Origin of the sequence: Vibrio sp. Vb0888 (assembly GCF_033338835.1) — a bacterium.
Classification (GTDB): Bacteria; Pseudomonadota; Gammaproteobacteria; order Enterobacterales; family Vibrionaceae; genus Vibrio; species Vibrio alginolyticus.
The window spans coordinates 155,658-179,564 of record NZ_JAWOTL010000001.1; the positions used below are offsets into that span (position 1 = coordinate 155,658).

General features: G+C 44.3%; 20 protein-coding genes. 14 read left to right on the forward strand and 6 right to left on the reverse strand.

Annotation, left to right across the window (positions count from 1 at the left end):
- Positions 1-152: 152 nt before the first annotated feature.
- Together R7P72_RS00785 and R7P72_RS00790 are read right to left on the reverse strand one after the other, a co-directional pair.
- A complete protein-coding gene (locus R7P72_RS00785; RefSeq protein ID WP_213907026.1) occupies positions 153-821 on the reverse strand; it encodes an HAD-IA family hydrolase in 669 nt (222 codons plus the stop codon).
- Positions 822-1,016: 195 nt separating this feature from the next.
- A complete protein-coding gene (locus R7P72_RS00790; protein WP_161440945.1) occupies positions 1,017-1,526 on the reverse strand; it encodes a flavodoxin in 510 nt (169 codons plus the stop codon).
- A gap of 145 nt (positions 1,527-1,671) precedes the next feature.
- Between R7P72_RS00790 and R7P72_RS00795 the strand changes: the two genes are divergently transcribed.
- From R7P72_RS00795 to glgC, 4 genes are all read left to right on the forward strand, one after another.
- Positions 1,672-2,142, forward strand: coding sequence for a CreA family protein (locus tag R7P72_RS00795; RefSeq protein WP_005397614.1), 471 nt, complete (start codon positions 1,672-1,674; stop codon positions 2,140-2,142).
- Between the two features lie 233 nt (positions 2,143-2,375).
- Positions 2,376-3,680: an inosine/guanosine kinase gene (locus R7P72_RS00800; protein ID WP_213907025.1), complete on the forward strand. Its 1,305-nt coding sequence runs from the start codon at positions 2,376-2,378 to the stop codon at positions 3,678-3,680.
- Positions 3,681-3,914: 234 nt separating this feature from the next.
- The gene (locus tag R7P72_RS00805; RefSeq protein ID WP_186585332.1) at positions 3,915-5,663 is read left to right on the forward strand and encodes a formate--tetrahydrofolate ligase; all 1,749 of its coding nucleotides are present in this window, start codon (positions 3,915-3,917) and stop codon (positions 5,661-5,663) included.
- A gap of 536 nt (positions 5,664-6,199) precedes the next feature.
- Positions 6,200-7,417: a glucose-1-phosphate adenylyltransferase gene (gene glgC, locus R7P72_RS00810; RefSeq protein WP_213907024.1), complete on the forward strand. Its 1,218-nt coding sequence runs from the start codon at positions 6,200-6,202 to the stop codon at positions 7,415-7,417.
- Positions 7,418-7,514: 97 nt separating this feature from the next.
- Here the strand turns inward: glgC and R7P72_RS00815 are convergent, their stop codons facing one another.
- Both R7P72_RS00815 and R7P72_RS00820 read right to left on the reverse strand, forming a co-directional pair.
- Positions 7,515-10,676 (reverse strand): chitinase C-terminal domain-containing protein, encoded by a 3,162-nt coding sequence (locus R7P72_RS00815; RefSeq protein ID WP_005376389.1) that lies wholly within the window; start codon positions 10,674-10,676, stop codon positions 7,515-7,517.
- Between the two features lie 277 nt (positions 10,677-10,953).
- Positions 10,954-11,835 (reverse strand): AraC family transcriptional regulator, encoded by an 882-nt coding sequence (locus R7P72_RS00820; protein WP_005376392.1) that lies wholly within the window; start codon positions 11,833-11,835, stop codon positions 10,954-10,956.
- Positions 11,836-12,041: 206 nt separating this feature from the next.
- Between R7P72_RS00820 and R7P72_RS00825 the strand changes: the two genes are divergently transcribed.
- From R7P72_RS00825 to R7P72_RS00855, 7 genes are all read left to right on the forward strand, one after another.
- The gene (locus R7P72_RS00825) at positions 12,042-13,190 is read left to right on the forward strand and encodes an iron-containing alcohol dehydrogenase (RefSeq protein ID WP_005376393.1); all 1,149 of its coding nucleotides are present in this window, start codon (positions 12,042-12,044) and stop codon (positions 13,188-13,190) included.
- A 294-nt stretch (positions 13,191-13,484) separates the two neighbouring features.
- Positions 13,485-14,141, forward strand: coding sequence for a lysoplasmalogenase (locus R7P72_RS00830; protein WP_005376394.1), 657 nt, complete (start codon positions 13,485-13,487; stop codon positions 14,139-14,141).
- 169 nt (positions 14,142-14,310) lie between these two features.
- Positions 14,311-15,045 carry an amino acid ABC transporter ATP-binding protein gene (locus R7P72_RS00835; protein WP_005376395.1) on the forward strand — a complete coding sequence of 245 codons (735 nt, stop codon included), beginning with the start codon at positions 14,311-14,313 and terminating at the stop codon, positions 15,043-15,045.
- Positions 15,045-15,842, forward strand: a complete 798-nt coding sequence (locus R7P72_RS00840; RefSeq protein ID WP_005376396.1) for an amino acid ABC transporter permease — start codon at positions 15,045-15,047, stop codon at positions 15,840-15,842. Before R7P72_RS00835 ends, R7P72_RS00840 begins: the two co-directional genes overlap by 1 nt.
- Positions 15,843-15,851: 9 nt before the next feature.
- Entirely contained in the window at positions 15,852-16,670 is an 819-nt protein-coding gene (locus R7P72_RS00845; RefSeq protein ID WP_005376397.1) for a transporter substrate-binding domain-containing protein, read from the forward strand.
- Positions 16,671-16,751: 81 nt separating this feature from the next.
- A complete protein-coding gene (locus R7P72_RS00850) occupies positions 16,752-17,672 on the forward strand; it encodes an amino acid ABC transporter permease (protein ID WP_005376398.1) in 921 nt (306 codons plus the stop codon).
- A gap of 92 nt (positions 17,673-17,764) precedes the next feature.
- Entirely contained in the window at positions 17,765-18,583 is an 819-nt protein-coding gene (locus R7P72_RS00855) for an EAL domain-containing protein (RefSeq protein ID WP_005376399.1), read from the forward strand.
- Between the two features lie 106 nt (positions 18,584-18,689).
- Here the strand turns inward: R7P72_RS00855 and R7P72_RS00860 are convergent, their stop codons facing one another.
- Positions 18,690-19,223, reverse strand: a complete 534-nt coding sequence (locus R7P72_RS00860; protein WP_005376400.1) for an RNA-binding S4 domain-containing protein — start codon at positions 19,221-19,223, stop codon at positions 18,690-18,692.
- 226 nt (positions 19,224-19,449) lie between these two features.
- Between R7P72_RS00860 and R7P72_RS00865 the strand changes: the two genes are divergently transcribed.
- Positions 19,450-20,403 (forward strand): endonuclease/exonuclease/phosphatase family protein, encoded by a 954-nt coding sequence (locus tag R7P72_RS00865; RefSeq protein ID WP_005376401.1) that lies wholly within the window; start codon positions 19,450-19,452, stop codon positions 20,401-20,403.
- A gap of 17 nt (positions 20,404-20,420) precedes the next feature.
- On the opposite strand, the gene cra is transcribed toward R7P72_RS00865, so the two are convergent.
- Positions 20,421-21,401: a catabolite repressor/activator gene (gene cra, locus R7P72_RS00870; RefSeq protein ID WP_005376402.1), complete on the reverse strand. Its 981-nt coding sequence runs from the start codon at positions 21,399-21,401 to the stop codon at positions 20,421-20,423.
- A 373-nt stretch (positions 21,402-21,774) separates the two neighbouring features.
- Here cra and fruB point away from each other — a divergent pair, with 373 nt between their 5' ends.
- Together fruB and pfkB are read left to right on the forward strand one after the other, a co-directional pair.
- Positions 21,775-22,908 carry a fused PTS fructose transporter subunit IIA/HPr protein gene (gene fruB / locus R7P72_RS00875; protein ID WP_005376404.1) on the forward strand — a complete coding sequence of 378 codons (1,134 nt, stop codon included), beginning with the start codon at positions 21,775-21,777 and terminating at the stop codon, positions 22,906-22,908.
- Between the two features lie 9 nt (positions 22,909-22,917).
- Complete coding sequence (pfkB, locus tag R7P72_RS00880) at positions 22,918-23,889, forward strand: 1-phosphofructokinase (RefSeq protein ID WP_005376406.1); 972 nt, start codon at positions 22,918-22,920, stop codon at positions 23,887-23,889.
- Positions 23,890-23,907 lie beyond the last annotated feature (18 nt).

A 23,907-nucleotide genomic window follows, 5' to 3' on the forward strand; every position in this document is an offset into this window, starting at 1 on the left:
TCTCATTTCATCGGATGGCGAGAAATTCACATGCGCTGCTTGCGGATTTCATACAAAAAACTTCTCATCTATCCAATGTCTACATCAAACGCCTTACCTACAGTCTAAACTTAAGCACATCCACAGCTTGAATCCGGTTTGCCATTAGTAGGTCAAACAGAGCAGCCACACAGCTGCTCTTTTAATTCATCTAAATGATGGATGCGAATTACACGCTCGTCCTCAACACGATTGATAGCTTCACCATTAAATAACTGTATCGTTTTGATACCGGCGTTTAGTCCCGCCTCAACTCCTTTAGGCGTGTCATCAATATAAAGACAGTCACTTGGTAAAAAGCCCATGCTCATAGCACTGTACATGATTAAATCAGGCTCAGGCTTCCAACTATTCGCATCGAATGCCGAGAACACTTTGCCTCGGAAAGCATCGAGTAAACCGGTTAACTCCAAAGCGTATTCAATTTTATCTTTAGGTCCATTAGACGCCACACAATATTCGATATTATGCGAATCCAAAAACTGAATTAATCGTTTTGCGCCATCCATTGGCTGTAAGTGACGCACAAAAAGAGACTGGACTTCTTCTCGGTATTGCGGCTCTAAAACATCAATTGGGACTTTGATATCTTTCAATTCTTTAGTATCTAAAAGGATGTCAGCGAGCTTTCCTCCTTTAAAGTGAGAAACGCACTCTTCCATCGTTAACTCAGCCCCATGCTGGTTAAATACATTGACGAGCGCTTGGCAACACAGTCTTTCGCTGTCGACCAACGTACCATCACAGTCAAATATCACGCACTTAATATTGGTAATTGCCATAGCCATCTCCAGACGTCTTAAAGGCTCAAGCCCAAGCTGATTTTAAGAATGTTTGGATTAATCTTATTTGAGTTTGGGATTGTTGAAACGACGAGCTTGGCATTTCATGGAAATAGAAGGGAGCAATTACAGTTTTTCTAAGCAAGATCACCCAACGTCATCTTGCTTTACTTTTTATGCACATTGATGTGTAAGTTAGTCTTCGATAACCACTGAGTCTAACAGTTTTTGCTCGGTGCTTAGTCTTTTAGCCAGATCAGCCACAAACGAGCTTTTGTATTTTGATTCAGAAACAGCAACATCAGAGATGAGTGTATATCCTTCGAGATGGCTAACAATAGCAGCACCAATTGGGACTCCAGATTTAAAACCAACATATAATTCAAAATCTGGCGTGAGGATAATCTGTGTCAGATATTCAATGATCATATCTTTATCATACTGCTGTTCCCAGCGCTGAGATTGCAAGATAGAGAACATAATGGTCAGTCGATGAAAATCGACCAGAAAAATATCGTCGGGGTTAAATTCAGAGTCACTTTCCAGTAATGTGTCTTTGTCGACTACTTGATAGGTTGCTTTTTCTAGCGTTTTGAAATAGACATCGCGCCCTTTCAAACTCTCTGGTGTCGGAAATTCAACTTCGACCAGATCATACAGCCATGTATTTTTACGCTCGATACTGGCTAACTGTTGTTCATTCATCTTGATACCTTCGTTTAGAGCAGTACATTAGCATGAAGCCCGCAACAAACCTAGCGCACATAGACCTTTCCGTGGCTAAATTTTGTTTTAGGTGCAAACCTCTGATAGATTTCATCAATATCTTTCCTAGTTAAGGACAAAAATAATGAAAAAGATGCTGTTAAGTGCATTGCTTGCTACTACTCTAGTTGGTTGTTCAGATAACGATGTTGCTGACGTGGGGCTCGGTTGGTTTACTTTGAAAGACATCAAAGTCGGTGAGTTGAAAGACGAGGTGGTAACAGGTGTCACATGTCACATCGCCTCTATCGAAGCGGATTTCAGCTTAGCAGATCCAAGTGATAGCTCAATATCATGTCGTCAGACTGGCGAAATCACACCGGAAATGATTGCAAAAATAGATAAGAGTAAGTCCGGTGAAATTGTATTTAAGAAGTCAAAAAGCATTTTCTTCAAAACAATGAAGGTTCGCCGTATTTATGATGCCGATAACCAAACCTTACTCTACTTGTCTTATACAACAAAAGAGACCGATGGTAGTTTTAAGCATAGCCTTTCGACAGTCCCACTTTGGGGTACCAAGGCTTACGTTGAGCCAACTGAAGTGAAAAAGTAACGCGGGTAAATTTAGTTAGCGCGGAGCAGGCTCTTTCCGGGCGCTGCTGAGCAACAAGTTTAAAAAACAACCCATTGCAATACGACAAGCCTCATAAATTGCAGCTGCTTTGGTTGCTATTTACTCAGCTCGCTGATTTTTTCAGCGAGCAGACTTCTTTGTAATAAATCGCCACGATTTTCATTTTTTTGTGATACAATCCCGCCTCTTTTTTTTCTCACTCAAGAACAAGCATGAAGTTTCCTGGTCAGCGTAAATCTAAACACTACTTCCCAACTCACGCTCGAGATCCATTAGTAAACCAAATCCGACAGGCACCTAAGCTATATCGCCCAACTATTGTTGGTGTCGGTCAAACCATTGTAGATATCGAAGCACGTGTAGATGACGCGTTTTTAGAGAAATACAACCTGAGTAAAGGACATTCGCTCGTTCTTGAAGAAAGCAAAGCAGATGCACTTTACGAAGAACTGGTTGAGCAAGGCCTGATCACACACCAATACCCAGGTGACACGATTGGCAATACTCTTCACAACTACTCAGTTTTAGCCGATAGCAAATCCGTTTTGCTCGGTGTGATGTCTAAGAACATTCAAGTCGGTTCTTTTGCTTATCGCTACCTTTGCCGTACGTCTTCACGCATGAACCTTAACCATTTACAAACGGTAGATGGCCCTATTGGTCGCTGCTACACCCTAATTTCTCAAGACGGTGAGCGTACATTTGCTATCAACGAAGGTCATATGAATCAACTACTTCCGGAAAGCATTCCTGAAGAGATCTTTGAGAAAGCATCAGCCCTGGTTGTTTCTTCTTACCTAATGCGTGGTAAAGAAGAAGATCCAATGCCTAAAGCGGTACAAAGAGCAATCGACTTTGCTAAGAAGCACGATGTCCCTGTTGTACTTACGTTAGGGACGAAGTACGTTATCGAAGGCAACGCACAGTGGTGGCAAGAATACATTCGCGAAAACATTTCTGTTGTCGCTATGAATGAAGAAGAAGGTGCGGCGCTAACAGGTGAAACAGAGCCGCTAGCAGCTGCTGATAAAGCACTTGAGTGGGTTGATCTCGTACTTTGTACAGCAGGACCAAATGGTCTGTACATGGCTGGTTACACCGACGAGAAAGTAAAACGAGAAACCACACACGACATCCTTGAAAGCTCCCTCGAAGCCTTTAACCAGTACGAGTTTAGTCGTGCGATGCGTAAAGAAGACTGTCAAAACCCAATGAAGGTCTACTCTCACATCGGCCCTTACCTTGGTGGACCACTAGAGATTAAGAACACTAACGGTGCAGGTGATGCAGCCCTTTCAGCCTTACTGCATGACATGGCAGCAAACTCTTTTCACCAAAAAGAAGTGCCTAACTCAGAAAAGCACGAATTACGATGCTTAACCTACTCCTCACTTTCTCAGATTTGTAAATACGCAAACCGAGTAAGCTATGAAGTGTTGACGCAGCACTCTCCTCGCCTATCGCGAGCGCTTCCTGAACGAGAAGATAGCTTAGAAGAGACTTATTGGGATCGTTAAAACGACAACTTTAAAGCTAAAAATATATCAAGGTCACCATTTGGTGGCCTTTTTGTTTTTATCTAGCACTATAACGAGTAGATTTCGTTAGTATGTCGCACAATACGAAGCAGTAAACTCTTTACAAGCCTAACCGAAACAGTACCATCACCAAGCAGACCTTTGCCTCACAATAATACTCGTTATAACTCAGGTAGTTTTTCAACGCTACCTGTGCCACTTTGGGGATTCTCCATGCAGTCAGATATCGAAATTTGCCGAAACACACCACTTTCTTCTATTGATGTTATCGCGGAAAAAGTAGGACTATTGCCCGAAGAGTATGACACTCACGGGAAGCACAAAGCCAAAGTCCACCCAAAATGTTTGGAACGACTCAAAGCAAATGATGACGGTAAACTTGTACTCGTCACTGCGATCACGCCGACTCCTCTTGGCGAAGGAAAAACCGTTACGACGATAGGACTGGCGCAAGGTTTAGCAAAGCTTAATCAATCTGTTATTGCATGTATAAGGCAACCTTCGATGGGACCCGTCTTCGGTATTAAAGGTGGCGCAGCGGGCGGTGGTTATTCTCAAGTAGCTCCAATGGAAGAGTTAAACTTACACCTTACTGGTGACATTCACGCAGTGACAGCGGCGCACAACCTTGCTTCAGCCGCTCTTGACGCTCGCTTGTTCCATGAGCAACGCGAGGGTTATGATGCCTTTGAATCACGCACCGGGTTAAGAGCACTTAAAATCGACACGGCAAGTATTACTTGGAAACGAGTGATGGACCATAATGATCGTGCACTACGTAAAGTCAAAATTGGCCTCAATGATGCAGGAAAAACCATCAATGGTTTCGAGCGTGACGAAGGGTTCGATATTTCAGCGGCTTCCGAGTTGATGGCTATCATTGCACTAGCCAAAGATTTAAAAGATTTACGTCAACGTATTGGGAAAATTGTCGTAGCGTACGATTTGAACGGAAACCCCGTCACTACGGAAGATCTACAAGTTGCAGGAGCAATGGCAGTAACACTAAAAGAGGCGATTGCACCAACACTGATGCAAACTCTAGAAGGTGTTCCTACGTTGATCCATGCAGGTCCATTTGCAAACATCGCCCATGGAAATTCATCCATTATCGCGGACGATATTGCGCTAAAACTGTCAGGTTACACGGTAACTGAAGCCGGTTTTGGTTCGGATATGGGATTTGAGAAAGCGTGTAACATTAAAGCTGCTGCCGCCAACAAAGCCCCGGACTGTGTAGTGATCGTAGCAACATTACGCGGCCTCAAAGCGAATTCTGGACACTACGATTTACGCCCAGGTATGGCTATTCCAGATTCCATTTTTAATCCGGACCAAGCAGCATTGGAGGCTGGGTTTGAAAATTTAAAATGGCACATAAATAACGTTCATAAATACGGTTTACCTGCTGTCGTTGCCATTAACCAGTTTCCACAAGATTGTGTGAAAGAGCTTAAAGCTCTTGAAGAGCTGATTCACCAATTTAATCCCGAAGTTAAAGTAGCCATCAGCACCGCTTTTTCGCAAGGCGGACAAGGCGCAACGGAACTAGCTCAACATGTTATTGATGCGTGTACCACGCCTGTAGAGTTTTGTCCGTTATACAACAAAGAGCAATCATTACTCGAAAAGCTCATGGCAGTATGTGAAGCGGGCTATGGAGCAACCAATATAGAAATGACTCCTATCGCGACTGAACAGCTCAAACATTTTGAGCAATTAGGCTTTAACAACTTAGCGGTTTGCATCGCGAAGACACCACTATCGATAACCACAGACTCCGCAGTCAAAGGCGCACCAACTGGTTTTACCGTCCCAATCCGCGAGCTGCGCTTGTGTGCGGGCGCAGGATTCGTTTACGCATTATCTGGTACCGTGATGACGATGCCAGGCTTACCTGATAAACCCGCATTTATGAATTTAGATCTTGATGATGAAGGAAATATCATCGGTCTCTCTTAGTACAGTGATAACGTATCGCTATCAGTGAAGTGAGCATATTCATTAAGTGAGTGGTCTACTTACCTACCCACTCACTCTCAACAACTGTGAAAAGAGTTGTCTCAGGCCTTCTACTCTTGAATTGTTGATACAAAGCTCTCCTGCCTTACATCAACGCGCCTGTTTTAGACCTTTAGAGTTAAGACGCTAACCCTAAGCCTTGTTTAGCCATAGTTATTAAGATAGAAAACCCTATTTATCTTCTTGTTTTGTCGCCACTTTACATTGTAAATCCATACTTGTTGACTTCTCCTTTCTACAATTTTGCGCCAATTTGATGCACGGGCTATTTAGCGCTTCACTAATATGGTGCAGTTGTCTTACAGTGAAATTTTAACCTCCTTGATTTTTAAGGAGATATTCTATGGCTCGATTCTTGTAGTAGACTTTTCACTAATAAGCACATTAGCACATGCTTTTCAAAACCTCTGCGTTGCATACCACCTCCTTCAGGTTAGCACCGTTTTGATGCATGTCAGAAAGGGAAAGGGAATACTATGGAAGACGCACTTGCCGTAATTTTAGCAGGAGGGATGGGGTCTAGACTCAGCCCACTCACCGATGACAGAACCAAGCCAGCCGTACCTTTTGGCGGAAAATATAGAATTATAGATTTCACACTAACCAATTGTTTACATTCGGGTTTACGCAAGATCCTTGTTTTAACCCAATATAAATCTCATTCACTTCAAAAACACTTACGAGACGGCTGGTCGATATTCAATCCAGAGCTAGGCGAGTACATCACTGCTGTTCCACCACAAATGCGCAAAGGTGGTGCATGGTATGAAGGAACCGCCGATGCGATTTATCACAACATGTGGTTGCTATCGCGAAATGATGCAAAGTATGTGGTTGTGTTATCCGGCGATCATATCTATCGAATGGACTACGCCGCAATGCTTGAAGAGCATAAAGAGAAAGGTGCTAAGCTCACCGTTGCCTGTATGGATGTTCCCGTAGAGGATGCTTCAGCATTCGGTGTAATGGGCACCGCAGAAAACGGGCTCGTTACTTCGTTTATAGAGAAACCTGAAACCCCACCAACTCTTCCTGGAAGCAAAACCAGAAGCCTCGTTTCCATGGGAATCTATATCTTTGATATGGATGTTTTAAAAGAAGCACTCGAAGACGACTCAAAACTCGATTCATCAAGCCATGACTTCGGAAAAGACATCATACCTAAGCTAATTGATACCGAATCCGTTTACGCTTATCAATTCTGTGGAAGTAAAGGGCGCGTCGATAAAGATTGCTATTGGCGCGACGTGGGTACCATTGATTCCTTCTATGAAGCGAATATGGATCTACTAGAACCTGTGCCGCCAATGAACCTTTATCAGTCTAATTGGGCGATTCGTACTTACGAGCCGCAGTTTCCACCAGCTCGTACTGTATCGTCGGCCACGGGTAATGAAGGCATTTTTATTAACTCCATCATTGCTACCGGTGTCATCAATTCCGGAGGCTCGGTACAGCACTCCATTATTTCCTCTAATGTACGCATTCAAGATAGTGCAACGGTAGTCGATTCCATCATTTTTGATGACGTAGAAGTTGGTGAAGGAAGTCAGTTGGTCAACTGCATAGTTGATAAACATGTTCGTATTCCGCCACATACTCAAATTGGCATCAACAAACTTGAAGATGCGAAGCGATTTAAAATCTCAGACAAAGGTATTGTCGTCATACCCGAAAGTTACCAATTCGATTAAACGACAAACTATCACAACAAAAAAGCGCACGATAGTCATCGTGCGCTTTTGTTTAAGTGCCTGTAAACATTAGGCTATAACAAATAATCCATAATAATTAGATGTTACATACCGTTGACCAGCTACCATCTGTACCCGGTTCAGCCGCTGTCCACCAGTTCGCTTGGTAAACCACACCGTTGTGGATGATCTTATCACCTTGGTTAGCGTGGCTTGGATTACCTGCCCAATCCGTTTGTGGCAGAGCTGGGTATGTCACTAAACCTGTCGTATCACACGTACCTGGTTCAGTGGTACCACCACCCGTGCCCGCATTTAGGTCACCAATTGGTAGATCTGGCTGTTCAAACTTAAACGCAAACTCTTTACCACCAGAAATCACTGAGTAGTTAGCCGGACCAGAGATTGGTAGGTAGTAAACCATATCAAGCTCGTAAGTGCCGCCCGCTGGCAAGTCTTTCCATGCTGGTAGAGAGAACGACACACGGTGCATTACGCCATCTAAGCCACCAATGTTGTTTGCTCGAGTATGTCCAGAAGCAATCACTTTCAAACCACCACCTGATTGGTCTTTCGCGTTGTCCGGTGCAGATACTGGGATATCGAATTGGAATTCAGTACCGCCAGGGATCGCTTGACCAGTGTTGTTCGTAAACGTGATTTTCGGGTTAATTGGGTAGTTTTGGTCGCCAACTTTGAAGCCGCCAACACTAACAGTAATGTCTACTGCTTCAGTTGGTGTTGGGCCAGTCGCTACTTTGTTGCCGTAAGGCGTCGCAGACTTAAACTTGTCGTAGATAGCTTTGGTCATAGTGTTACCCATGTGGTATTCACCATTACCCGCCGCACAAGCTTGTTCAGTTGCATCTACTGCCGTACGATTACCATTTGCATCCAGTACGTAACAGTTGTAATCACCGGCTAGTTCCCAGAACATGATACCGCCGATCTCTTTATCGATAACGTAATCGGCTTTCACCTCGATAGAAGCTTTATCTTCCGTAGATAGGAATACGCTCTTCTCTGCGTTCCACAACCAAGGTGCCACAGCAACGCTATCGTAATGACGGGTATAAGTACCAACAAACTTATCTGAAGGATCGTTGACAGGGTCGAGACCGTAAGCAGCTGCGTAAGAGCCCCAAATACCGTTTTCTAGGTTCTTAGCATGCCACATTGGGTTAGAACCAGCGCCCATTTCGTTTCCTTTAGGGTCGGTATCATGCCACATGTTGTCGATACCAATAGCGCCGTGACCACAGTTGTTCTTCTCACCTTCACCTGTGCCCGGTTGGCACTCTGCTTGGTTTGGTAGTGCCGCTCGGCCCCATAGGCCATTTTCGCCACCAGTAACACCTTGCCAACCACGGGTGTAGTAAGGAACACCAATGTTGATACGACCTGCTGGCATAGAACCACGGAAGTAATGGTAAGCCCAGTCTGTGTTCAAGTAACCGATACCACCGTATGCAGCAGTGCCGTATACGTTCCACTGCGCTAACTCAGAGTCTTTACCTGTATCGAATAAAGCCGCGTTATGACCAACGTGATCATTCCAAGCCCCATGCAAGTCGTAAGACATGATGTTTACGTAGTCTAGGTACTTAGTTACATCGAAGGTTTCCATCCCACGTAGCAAGTAACCTGAAGATGGTGCTGCGATAGTCAGCATATAATGAATACCATCTTGCGCGGATGCCGCATCAAGTTTCTCACGCAATACTTTCATCAGCTCTTGGTAAGACGCCCATAAATACTGACGACGTGGTTCCATGAAGTCTTTGTCGTAAGGGTTACCAGCACCAGCCATTGACGTCGGGTATTCATAGTCAATATCCAGGCCATCGAACTTGTACTGACGCATCATTTCAACGGCAGAAGTTGCGAACTTCTCAATACCAGCATGATTAATAGAACCGTCCGCATTCGTCGTCATGGTGTAGAAGCCACCATCAGCTACACGATCGCCGTTCGTATCGAAGTGACCGCCCGTTTCAGCCCAACCACCAATCGAGATTAGCGTTTTAACATCATGTTTTTGCTTGTAAGTTGCTAGTGCACCAAAATGACCTTTAAAACCAAGAGCAGGATCTACCTCAACGCCTGGCCAAGTTTTACCTGTAGCAGGGTTGTTAGGATCATTAACGTCGCCAACGTTTACTTTGCCGTCAGAACCAATGCTCACAAACGCGTAGTTAATGTGAGTAAGTTGTTCCCAAGGAATGTCTTTAACAAGGTAAGTCGCTTGTGGGTCGTCACCTGATCGCCAACTGGTGAAGTAGCCGATTACACGACGTGGGTGATCAGCCCCCATTTTCTCACGACCTTCTTCATCATAAATAGAACAGTAAGGAACATCTACACCCGTTGTTTGATAAAGACCATCAGGACGACAATTAGATGTCACTGCGCCGCCGTTTACTGTTAACGTCGCAATTGCAGAATCTGCTGTTGCTCCAGCATCATCGGTTGCTCTCGCATAAACACTTAATGAGCCAGCTTGTGAAGGGGTTACATCCAGCGTGTATGGCGCTGTTGTAGCAGTGCCAGCAAGCACACCTGCAACATAAAAATCAACTTTAGCAACGGTACCATCCGCATCCGTAGCATTTGCAGTCAGTGTTACGGAACCACCCAGGTCAATAGAGCTCGCAGAAAGCGCGACATCCACTGTCGGCGCTTCGTTACCAGGTTGCGCTGATGCCACAGTTAACGTCACAACACTTGCCGTACTAACGGCACCTGCATCGTCATAGGCCTTGGTAGAGAACTCGTGCTGTCCTTCAGTTGCTGTCCACGATGCAGCATACGGCGCAGACGTTGCCTGACCAACTAATACACCATCAACAAAGAACTCTACTTTGCTAACAGTCCCATCAGTATCTGCCGCATCTGCAGCTAGGTTAACAACATCACCCGCAGTCACAGAAGCCGACGCAGAAGGCGATGTCAGAGTAACCGTCGGGACTTCATTCTGAGGTGGTTCAACCGGTCCAGTGCCATCACAAGCGCCAAGTGTTTCCCACTCGCCCCACTCACCAGATTGCGCTGGATTGTTGTTTTGCGTCCAGTAACGCGCTTTATAAGCATTACCTTCATGCTGAACTTGGTCGCCACCGTTATAAACTTTTGATGATTGCCAAGTTTCTAGAGGGGCACAGTCAACTGCTGCGTAGCTATTGAAGGCCATAAGACAAGAAGCGGTGAGTGTGCTTAGTGTGAACACGTTTTTCACTGCGTTGCCGTTTTTAAGGTGCATAATCGCTCTTCCTTAAGTTATTGTTAAAACAATACTAAATGCGCTAAACGAAGCGCATCTATACTTTTATTTCGACGTAAAATAACTTAAGTACAAGTTGGTGATTTCACACTATCTATTTACGAGTTTTCCACACCGCCTCGCAACAATCCACTAAATGATTGCAACAACGTACCTATTATTTGGCACCAGTAACTAATTTTATAACTCAAATAAATATGTCACTCGCAAATTAATAAAAAAGGTAAAAAAAGTCGCCATTTTGAAATAAAGATCACTAAGCCTTTGTTGACCTTGGCGTTTCATTAAAATGCCGCTTGTACTCGCGACTAAACTGTGATGGGCTCGTGTACCCGACCATTCTCGCTGCATCATTAACACGTCTCCCCTCTAACTGGATCAATTCGCGCGCTTTGTTAAGTCGAACTTTCTTAATATATTGCAACGGAGATTCAAGCGTGACATTGCGAAATGCTTGATGGAAAGCAGACACACTCATGTTGGCTTCTTCAGCCAATGCTTGTACGTTCAACTGTTCATGATACGCTTGATGTACACGATTTAGTGCTTTAGCTACCCTCGCGTAAGAACCTTCTTGATGTGCTAGGTCAAATAAAACATACCCCTCTTTGCTCACCAAAGTACGATACACAATTTCCTCAAGAAGCAACTCGCCAAGCATGATGACATCAAGCTCGTTACACATTGCTTTCATTAACCGTTTGCACGCATCCAACATACCTTCATTCATACGTACCGACTTAAGGCCGCAACGGGTAGCATCCAGACACTTATTACTGAATTTTTCAGCCTCTAATTTTTTAACGAGTTTATGAAGAAGCGTTGGCGAAATATCTATCGAAATGCCAAGTAAAGGCTCATTGTTTGTCGCAAACGCTTCGCACTCTAGTGGCATGGGAACCCCGACAACAAGGTAATCATCGGGCCCATATTGCACTGGTGTATCACCAATATGAATGTTCTTATGCCCTTGACCCAATACGATGATGCCGGACTGATAGACAAACGGCTGGCGATGATTCCCTTTGCTACTGCGATAAAACCATACGCCATCTATCGCTGTTTTCTTCATACCTTCTAGGTCATGCAGCCCCTGCTTTTCAACATATTGCTGCATGATATTTGCGAGAGTGTGCATTAGAGCGCTCCATCAATGACCAACGAGTTTGGTCTCTATTATCGTTTCGAGCACTATACTTCCTCTCGACTTTAACTTTCTAGCTCAAGAGCATTAATTTTGTAGAAATAGGCAAATTATTTACAGAAATCGACCTGTTAACCATCATTAATCAGGACTAATATGCATGTATTCAATCTCCTTCACTGGAAGCAAGAGGGCTAATAATGAACTTTTCTTATGTAAACCCAACCAAGATTTTCTTTGGTCAAAAACAAATCGCAGCAATCAAAGAAGCTATCCCATCCGACCAAAAAGTTTTAGTGGTATACGGTGGTGGCTCCATCAAAAAAAATGGCGTGTACGACCAAGTAGCAGAAGCTCTTGAGGGACATGAATGGCTAGAGTTTTCAGGTGTTGAACCAAACCCAACCAAAGAAACACTCGATAAAGCAGTCGCAATGGTAAAAGAGCATGGTGTTGATTTTATTCTAGCGGTAGGTGGTGGTTCAGTCATCGATGGTTCCAAATACGTAGCAGCGGCATCAATGTATGATGGTGATGGTTGGGATATCATGATTGGTAAGCACCAAGTCACTGAAGCGACGCCTCTAGCTGCAATTTTGACATTGCCAGCAACAGGCTCAGAGTCAAACATGGGCGCAGTTATCACTAAAAAAGAAACTCAAGACAAACTTCCGTTCATGTCTCCAGCAGTGCAGCCAAAATTTGCCGTGTTAGACCCAGATGTAATGAAAACACTGCCAGAACGCCAGCTTATCAACGGCATTGTTGACGCATGGGTGCACGTATGTGAGCAATACTTGACGCTTCCTACCGGTGCAATGGTTCAAGATGGTTACGCAGAAACACTGCTGAAAACTTTAAAAACACTCGGAGAACAGTTTGCGGAACGAGACGACGATATGTGGCGCGCAAACTTAATGTGGTCTGCTAACCAAGCATTGAATGGGTTAATTGGTAGTGGCGTTCCACAAGACTGGGCGACACATATGATCGGCCATGAATTAACCGCTCTATGGGGCGTTGATCATGCGCGTTCTCTTGCAATTGTCCAACCATCGTTACTTCGTAACCAAATGCAGTTTAAGCGCCCTAAGTTAGAACAAATGGGTCGCAACGTATTTGCTCTTGAAGCAGGTGAGGATTTAGCAGAGCGCACAATCGAAGCTATCGAAGCGTTTTATCATCAACTTGATGTCGCAACTAAGCTCGAAAACTATGGTGAGAGCCGTGAACAAGCTATCGATGCCATCATTGATCAACTAAACAAACACGGCATGACTGTTTTAGGTGAAAACCAGGCGATCACACTTGAACGTAGCCGAGAAATCTTAGAGTTAGCTGTCTCATAACTGCAACAATTCTTCACTGCCCTTCCTAGGGTTTAACGGTATTGTGACTTAACAGTCACAATACCGTTTTTTTATGCTATTTTGTAAGCCACATCACGTTCAAAACGAGGAGGCTTCTAAAAACAACGATTCCCTCCAGACAAAAAACCGGCCGTGTTGGTTAGTAAAGAGACAACTGTCCAGCTTTACACAAATAAAAATAATTGAGATCAAAGAACGAGTTAACTCGTTAATTAAGTTTTGATTTGTTGTAGTGATGTACTACATAATTTTGTCTGTTCGAGAAAACACTTTATGTGGCTAGTTGTTGTCGTATTAGCATTCATACATATCATCAGTATCCGTAAAGGCTCTAAATGGCTCTTTTACGTTTCTAAACCATTACCAGTGCTCTGTATGCTTGGTATTTTAATTCAGTCCCCGGCTTACCCAATGCCATATGCGCATTGGATTTTGATTGGCTTATCGCTCTCGTTGCTTGGTGACGTGTTATTAATGCTCCCTAGAGACAAGTTCATTACAGGATTAGTGCTCTTTTGCTCTGCCCATCTCTCCTATAGTTATGGTTTTGCCATCATGTCAGCGTGGCATTTTACACCTTGGCTCCCAATTGCCTTGTTCGGACTCGGTATATGCGTCTACTGGTTGTTCCGACCGGATCTCGGTAAAGAAAAACGGCCAGTTGCTAGTTATATATTGGTACTGATGACTATGTGCTGGGCTTCGATCGAGTATTATTTGAGTGGGAAAACACAATCCTCCTCTTTTGCAGTGCTCGGAAGCTTTATCTTTATTATCTCTGGCATCGTATTGGCTTTCGAACGCTTTGGAGGACGGTCAATATTTTCACGACAAGTTGTCATGGTGACCTACTATTCTGCACAGACACTAATGGTTATGTCTGTTGTTGCGATTGTTGTTCGTTATCCGTATCTCGTTGAACTGAGTTAGTCATACTCTAGACTCTAGACTGCACCAACATTAAAGAAACATGGATGTATCTTGTAAGCGATCTGAATAGAGTCTTAAAATCATCGCCTAAACATTAGCTTATTCTTAATGAAATTACGCGCACAACTTGCTATTGTAAAAGGATATTTTTCCGTTATAGCGTGCCCCTTTGAAAGAGAATACTCCCGTCGTTGAGTTTAGCGACGTAAATAAGTGGTATGGCGATTACCACGCTCTAAAAGACATCAACTTCTCCGTGCATTCTGGCGAGATCGTCGTGGTGTGTGGCCCTTCAGGTTCCGGAAAATCAACGCTCATTCGTTGCATCAACCATCTTGAATCGATTCAAGAAGGCCAGCTTCATGTGTTCGACCAGCCTTCTCACGCAAAATCTCTCAAGCCCGGTAAAATCGGCATGGTGTTCCAACACTTTCACCTTTTTCCTCACTTGACTGTACTGGAAAACCTCACCTTAGCGCCGATTCGCACACTCAAATTATCAAAACAAGAAGCTGAAAAACGCGCAAAACATTACCTAAAGCGAGTCAATATTGAAGAGCAAGCGAGTAAGTATCCTATCCAGCTTTCTGGCGGTCAGCAGCAACGCGTCGCGATTGCCCGCTCCTTGTGTATGGAACCGGATTTACTCCTGTTTGACGAGCCAACTTCAGCGCTTGATCCGGAAATGATCAACGAAGTGTTGGATGTCATGGTTGAGCTGGCTCAAAGCGGAATGACGATGATTTGCGTCACGCATGAAATGGGATTTGCCAAAAAAGTAGCGAACCGCGTGGTATTTATGGATGAAGGCCAAATCTTGGAAATGAACTCTCCAGTCGCCTTATTTGAGACACCACAGCATCCACGCACCCAAGCATTTTTGAACCAAATTTTAAGTTACTGATGATAGTTCGCGTAATCAAACCTGTCCTTCAAGCTTTACTGCAAATGACGCTCCTCTTCATAGCGATTGTGTGGGTGTTGGACTCTGGTGCCGACGCTATGGGCTATCAATGGCAATGGGAGCGCGTACCTGATTACATCGCTTTTTATGAAGATGGCGAATGGTGGCCGGCAGAACTTATTGATGGGCTATTGGTCACGCTTAACATCTCTGCTATTAGTCTATTTTTTACCTTAGTGTTGGGGTTGGTCACCGCGTTACTAAGGCTTAGCGATTCGAAAGTCGGCAATGTTATTGGTACCACTTATGTCGAAGTAATACGTAACACGCCGTTGTTGGTGCAAATCTATTTACTCTACTTCGTGTTTGGCCCCGTGATTGGTTTGGACCGATTCAGCACCGCCGTTTTGGCATTATCCCTTTTCCAAGGTGCCTACACCGCGGAAATATTCCGTGCAGGTTTAAACAGTATTCCTAAAGGGCAATTCGAAGCAGCACAAACTCTCGGACTATCACCGTTTTACACCTACAAAGACGTGATTTTGCCTCAGGTTTTACAGCGCACATTACCGCCATTAACCAATGAAGTGGTTTCTTTGATCAAAAACTCTTCCATTGTAAGCGTGATGGCGATTTTTGATCTAACGACACAGGCACGCAACATCGTCTCAGAGACGGCGATGCCGTTCGAAATTTGGTTTACCGTGGCAGCAATTTATCTTGCTCTCACTCTGTCACTTTCTGGCTTGTCTGCATGGCTAGAACACAAACTCGGAGCCAGTTGGCGCAAATTATAAGGAGATAACATGAAGTTATTCAAAGCGACCATTACTGCATTATTAGGGCTAGCCATAGCTATGCCTACAATCGCGAAAGAAGATGTCGCCACAACCAATGTAGATCAAATCAAAGAACGAGGCACTTTGCGCGTTGGTATGTCAACATTTGTACCTTGGGCAATGCGTAACAAGCAAGGTGAGTTAATCGGTTTTGAAATCGATGTTGCCAAACGCTTAGCACAAGATTCAGGTTTGAAAGTGGAATTCGTACCGACTGCGTGGGATGGCATTATTCCCGCACTACTGGCGAAAAAGTTCGACGTGATCATCGGTGGCATGTCGGTTACGCCTGAACGTTCCAAAAGCGTGTTGTTTACTGAGGCCTACTCGCACTCAGGCGTTCAAGTAGCAGCAAACAAAGAACTCGCCTCTGGTTTTAGCGAATTTTCGGATTTTGACTCACGACGCGTAAAAATTGCGGCTCGTCGCGGCGCATTCACCGTTCAAGTAGCCAGAGAAACCTTCCCGAAAGCGAAGATCCTGCAATTTGATGACGACGTGCAAGCGTTCCAAGAGGTGCTGAATGGTAACGCCCACGCGGTCATTGCTTCTAGCCCAAAACCAGAACATGAGACAGTGAAACACAGCGACAAACTATTCCTTCCATTCTCTGAGCGACTATCACAAGGCAACGAAGCCTTTGCAGTTCGCTTGGGGGAAGAAGATAAAAAGGCCTTTTTCAATAAATGGATTGAAGCAAGAACCCAAGATGGATGGTTAAAACAACGTTATAAATACTGGTTCTCGACATTAGATTGGCAAGATCAAGTCGCGCAAGGCCAGTAATCTAAATGGCTCGTGGACGCCGCGAGCCTATACTCTCCAATCATCCATTTTACTTTTCCATAACTTATCGGAGTCAAATTTTTGGGCGAACACACTACCACTCGCACAGCACCCGCGAAATCCAGCACAGGCTACCTTTTACCGCAATTAAACACACTAGACTGGGTACTACTTGTTATGTGCGGTATCGGTGGTGTTTGGCTGTACCATCGGTCCGCTGTTGGTGTGCATTATTTGTGGCAGTGGAAAGAGGCGCTTGAATTACTTTTCACGCCTAGAGCAGGTGGTGGTTTGCCCTACTTCTTCCAAGGTTTGATTTCGACGTTAAGGCTCAGTATTTGGGGCATCAGCTTCGCATTAGTGTTTGGCACTTTGTTAGGCTTAGCACGCTTCTCTCGTTCCGTTTGGTTGCGCACACCTGCCAATGCGTTTATCCAGTTAGTGAGAAACATCCCTCCGTTGGTGTTTGTTTTTATTTTCTACTTTTTCATTTCTAACCAATTGATCCCGTTACTCGGTTTGGAAGATCTTCTACGAAACTACAACGGCGAACCAAATGCACTACAGCGCTTTCTGTTTGGGCCTTCAAACCTTTGGGAAAACCTTGCCTCTGGCGTATTATGCGTCGGCTTACTCTCTTCTGCCTACATTGCAGAAGTTGTGCGCGGTGGTTTACAAAGTATCGACCAAGGTCAGTGGGAAGCGGCTGACTCATTGGGCTTGTCTCGATGGGTGAAATACCGATTTGTTATCGCGCCACAGGTGCTTAAATCAATAACACCTGCACTTGCCGGTCAAACAATCTCTTTGGTGAAAGACACCTCTATTGTTTCACTGATTTCGATACAAGAAATGACGTTTGTTGGGACAGAGATGGCAAATTCATCAGGGTATATATTTGAAATCTGGTTGATTGTCGGCCTTGCTTACTTCTTAATCTGTTTTGGTCTGTCACTTATTTTCCGCCATATTGAAGCAAAATCGGAAGCCATTTCAAATTAACTCAACCGCATATGTAATTAGGCACATTTGATTCTTCAAATCAGAATTGCACCCTGTTACATTGGCAAGATGCTAAATTTTCGGCGTTTTTCATGGAGTTAAAGAATCAATCCGACTACGAGCGATACATAAAACAAGATAATCTTGGTGAATATTACGTAGTTCTCAATCAATTCACTTTTCACAGTGTTTATCAGCCAATTTTTGATAGACGCCAACGTATTATTGGTATGGAAGCCTTACTGCGTATTCGTGGCATTGATGGTTCCCTAATTCGTCCTGACGTGTTTCTGGCCAATAATGCTCTTGATCCCTACTTTCGCTTATGTGTAGAGTTTTTATCCAGAGCAATGCACATTCGAAATTTTGCACGCTATTTCGCAGGGACACCGATCAAACTGTTTCTTAACGTCATGCCTCAAACGCTACTCACGCTAACCAAAGACATGGGCTTTAAAGATAACGGCCTGCTTTACAAACGCCTTTCCGAACTTGGTATGAGCCCATCAGACGTAGTTTTTGAAGTAGTCGAAGAGTCATGCGGAAATACGGATTTATTAATCAAAGCCGTACAGTTAATGAAAGCGAATGGTTTTATCTTTGCTATCGATGATTTTGGCGCCCAACATTCTGATATCGCACGTGTTCAGCAGCTCTGCCCTGACATCATCAAAATCGATCGTTCCTATTTGCTAGACTACTGCGCCGGAGAAACCTTTTCCATACATAGCGCCGTTGATCTAGCGGATCATATGGGAGCAAAAGTCATTATAGAAGGGGTTGAAGAAGACGTGCAACTACAAGCTATGTATCAACTTAATTTGGATTATTACCAAGGCTTTTACTTAGGAAAGCCTTGTGCCATTCATCACTGGACAGATAGCCTAAACATCGAGACGACAGTGCATTAACACTACCCACTTACAGCACAGTGAAACCAAAAAAGCGCCGATATAATATGCTCGGCGCTTTTTAGTTTTACTCAGATGTCACTTATTTAGTTAAGCGTTCATTTCCCTAGAAAAAATCAATAGAATTACGTCCGCTCTTCGGATCACGAGTGGCTTGCGGTTTGTCTTCTTTTTTGCCTTTCTTAGCAGACTGAGACAACGCTTCTTTCTGCGCTTTACGCTCTTTATGTGCCGCTTTACGGCCTGTTGATTTAGGCCCAGAGGCTTTGGGTGACTTACTTTGACGAGACTTATCTTTACGAGAAGACTGTGCTTCTTTTTTCGCTTTCTTTTCTGCTTTTTGCTCTGCCGTTTCAGGTTCGGTTACTGGCGCATCGCAAACCACAACATAATATTCCTGGTTAAACTCAAAAAAGTCACCATCATACATCTTGCGGCGCTTACGTGTTTCTAGTTCACCATTCACCGCGACATAGCCTTCCTCGATGATATGTTTTGCTTCGCCGCCACCGCTGACCAAGTTTGCGATTTTAAAAAGCTTGTATAGTTCGATTGGATGCGCATCAACATCGATGCCAATCGCTTCGATCTCAATCTCTTCGCCTTCTAAATACTCTTCGTGGTCGTAATCTTGGGTCATGTTACTTACTCTTACTATTTGATGCCCTGAAGTTTAAACGCAATGCTTAAAAATAGAAACCTCTGCCGATGTTCAATCACCGATTCGCCTTGGCATTTGAGCACCTCTTAACCCATTTAACTTGTCGCTCGTTAGCTTGTATACCGATGCGTAGCTCAAACGAAGCTGCAATTACGCAACCTGAAGGTATATACTCTCTAAGTTATTGTTGAAAAGAGTGAATACTTTGTCTCAACCAAGTAGAATTACCTTTGTCACTGCGAACTTGTTTAATTTTGTCGCACCGCCTAACGCCTACTATGATTTCGAGAACATATACTCGTTAGAGCAATGGCGAGACAAACTTTCGTGGACGCAACGTCAAGTTGAAAAACTGGAAGGCGACGTGATTGGCTTACAAGAAGTGTTCAGTATCGAGAAGACCCAGGCATTCTTTTCAACCATCGGCTACCCCTACTTTGCGACCGTTGACACCCCACATGTTGAGGATGAGTACATTTACTCAAGCCCTGTTGTGGCAATCGCCTCTCGGTTTCCAATAGAAAAAGTACAAGCGGTAGAGTTTGACTTAGCAACGCTTGAGCCTTTTGGAGTAAGTGTTGCTCCAGAGTTCAGTCGCAAACCTATCTATGCCCAAGTAATACATCCTGTACTTGGTCATATCGCCGTTTACGTAACGCACCTGAAATCTCAACGCCCGGCCGACTCAGAACAACCAGAAACGTCTAGCACGATTATTGGGCGCTGGTTATCCACCCAGCAAAGAGGCTGGGAAGCAGCGATGTTAAGAGACGCGATGCAAAAGAGGTATCGAAAAGAACCAATGCCGACAGTGTTAATGGGCGATATGAATCAACCTATCACTCCTATCAGCGTTAACAGCGCATTGGTATCCAATACTGGTGACAGCGTCACTGAATTACAACTCAAAGATGGTTGGTTATTGCAAAGTGCCCCCCTGAAGGATGAACGCCCAGCCACGCACTATCATTTTTCCACTGGGAATGTACTCGACTATATCTTGCTCTCACAAGAGTTTGATACCTTATCAGATATATCGGTTGCCGAGGTTGTTGACTATCAGGTGTCTAACCAACATCTGATCAACCCGATTTATGACAGAGATAAAAACGCCAGCGACCACGCATTTGTGGCGCTGACGGCTGAAGTAAAGCTTTGAGCAACCTATTTAGTTACTTAGTGACGTTTCACAATTTTACGCGGGATAAGTTCTACGCCAGGCTTGTAACGCTTGGCGGAAGCGTTGAGTGCTAACTCCATTGCGCTGTCCGCGATCAACTCAAACTGTTGAGGCAAAGAGTTGATTTTCACAGGCAAGAAGTCCAGCAGTCGATTATCACCAAATGTCGCTAAACGCACCTTTCCCATCAGTTCTGGTTTTTCTAGCATTACATCCAACACACCTTCTAACAGTGTGTATGACGTTGTAACAATGGCATCTGGCAATGCGTTCTCTATTAACCATCTCTCTAAGACTTTCTTGCCTTCTTCCCGGGAGAAGTGTTGTCCATAACCCACTGTTGCCGTTTTGCCACCTTGTTGAGAAGCAGATAGAAAACCGAGCTCACGCTCTTTTGAGACTTGAAGATCTTGCAATGCACCGATTAAGCCAATGGACTTAATATCCTCTGACAGTACTGACTGAGTGAGTTCAAGTGCGGCATCAAAATCTTCGCTGATGACACAACAAAAGTGCTCATCATCCATTGGACGGTCTAGCGCGATAACTGGCGTACCAGAATTTTGCAACTTAAGGTAATACTCGTTTGCAGTGGGCATACCACTTGCCACAAACAACGCATCAATGCGACGACTGACTAATGCTTCCGCCACCTTTTGCTCTGTATCAGGATCATCATCAGAGCAGCCAATCAAAATTTGGTACCCCGCTTTCCGAGAGTTCTGCTCTATCAGCTTTGCAAGACGCGCATAACTGGTGTTCTCTAAGTCTGGGATGATAAGCCCAAATGAGCGTGAATTACCTGCCCGCAAGGAAGACGCCGCATGATCTGGCTTATAATTGTACTCATCTACAACGGCCATCACCTTTTTCTGAGTCTTCTCGCTGATGCGGTATTTCTGCGCTTTTCCGTTAATCACATAGCTTGCAGTTGTCTTAGAAACACCCGCTAATTTGGCTATTTCATCCAGTGTCATATTCTAAACCTTATTCTGTGCGCGCGATCATATTAATACATCAACGATCTTTCGATAAGTTGAATTATAAGCTGAACCGATTCAGTATAAAAGCTGAAAGGATTCAGCAAAACTTAAAAATTGACGTAAATCACCCGAACACGCAACAAACCAATTTGTGAGCTAGGCTATAGGACAGCGGCAAAGGCTCGTTTGTTAACGTCAGTTTTTAAAACAGTTTTTCTGAGTCTTTTAAAAAATTTACCAACAAGCTGAATCGATTTAGCTTGAAAGATAAAAGGTTTGAGGAGTGATAAGCGCTCAGAAGCAGCGGCGTTCAACTTCTCACACAGAATACATTTTTAAATTGATACCTTAAGGCTGGAGAAGCACCATGCTTAAGCTAAATAAGAACGACATTACCCTCTCGCAATCAGCGACAGATAAGTTTGAAGCAATAAAGAGTATTGCTCATAGCCTTACTGATAAAGGCCTAGTTGAACGCGGTTACGTTGAAGGCATGCTAAACCGTGAAAACCAAAACTCTACGTTTTTGGGGAACGGTATCGCCATCCCGCACGGTACAACCGACACTCGTGCAATGGTGAAAACAACGGGTGTTGCTGTGCATCACTTCCCACAAGGTGTCGACTGGGGTGATGGCAATACTGTGTTCGTCGCTATCGGTATCGCAGCTAAATCTGATGAACACCTTGGCATTCTTAAACAGCTCACCAAAGTGCTAGGCGCAGATGGCGTAGAAGAGCGTCTGCGTAATGCAAAAAATGAAGACGAAATCATCGCCCTACTGCACGGTGATGTTCAGCTTGAAGCAGACTTTGACGCTTCTTTAATTCAACTGATGTTCCCTGCGAGCGACATGCTACAGATGAGTGCTGTTGCAGGTGGTCTGTTGAAAAATACGGGATGTGCTGATAACGAATTCGTTGCCGATCTCGTTACCAAACAACCAACTCACTTAGGTAATGGCCTGTGGTTAATTGGCAGTGACAAACATGTCACTCGCACAGGTGTGTCATTTGTCTCGACGGCAAACGACTGCGAATATGAAGGTCAAAAAGTGCGTGCACTTTTCGCGTTCGCAGCATGTAACAATGCTCACCAACCTATCCTAAAAACCCTTTCTAATATTGTGTTTAACAATGAACACGGCAAGCTTTTAGATGCATCAGTAGAACAGATTCTTGCTTTGTTCAAAGGTGAAGAAGTCACAGCCGCATCTTCAGAAGAAGGCAATACCGCTGTATTTAAAATCAAAAACTCTCACGGCCTACATGCTCGTCCGGGGGCAATGTTAGTCGCAGAAGCGAAAAAGTTTGAATCCACTATACGTGTTACCAACTTAGACGGAGATGGAAAAGCAGTAAACGCGAAGAGCCTAATGAAAGTCATCGCACTGGGCGTTAAGCACGGTCACCAACTTCAATTTACAGCAGAAGGCCCTGATGCGCCGCAAGCCTTGGAGTCTATCGGAAATGCAATCGCTTCTGGCCTTGGTGAAGGTTAAGGATCCGATATGACAAACAAAACAAATAAGGTTGTCACTATTACGCTCAACCCGGCATTGGATTTAACAGGTTCAGTAAATGAACTAAACGTTGGTTCCGTGAGCTTAGTACAGCAAAGCAATCTCCACGCTGCAGGTAAAGGTGTCAACGTAGCAAAAGTATTGAGCGATTTAGGCGCAGACGTCACGGTTACCGGCTTTCTCGGTAAAGATAACCCAGAGCTATTTCATCAGCTTTTCAATGACATCAACGTTAAGAATGAATTTGTGGAAGTAGAGGGTGCCACTCGTATCAACGTTAAGCTGGTTGAGGCCAATGGCAACGTCAGTGATATCAACTTCCCTGGCGTTCAAGTAGCGGCCGACGAAATTACTCGCTTTGAGGAGACACTATTTCGTCTAGCGGAGACGCATGATTACTTTGTACTTGCAGGTAGCTTACCTGGAGGCGTAACCGCTGAACAATGCGCTGCATGGATAGAAGCACTGCATCAACAAGGCAAAAAGGTGTTGTTCGACAGTAGCAAAGCCGCATTGAAGTCAGGTATTGATGCTCACCCATGGTTAATTAAACCTAACGATGAAGAACTTGGTGATTTTGTTGGCGAACATCTAGCAACACCTGAACAGTGCCAAGCTGCAGCGCAAACACTGAGCGACAAAGGCATAGAAAACATCGTGGTTTCTATGGGACCTGACGGTGTTATGTGGCTCAACCAAGGCGAATGGCTTAGTGCAAAACCGCCTCGAATGCATGTCGTGAGCACCGTTGGCGCAGGCGATACGCTGGTCGCTGGCTTGTGTTGGGGCCACATGCAACTGATGCCTAAAAACGATTTATTGCGCTTCGCTACGGCACTTTCTGCTTTGGCAGTTAGTCAAGTTGGCGTAGGGCTAACCAGTCAGGAAGAACTGGAAAATATCAAGCGACAAACTGAAGTTAGCGCGCTTTACCCTATTACAAACTTAGAACAAAACTAAGGAACAGAAGGTTATCGT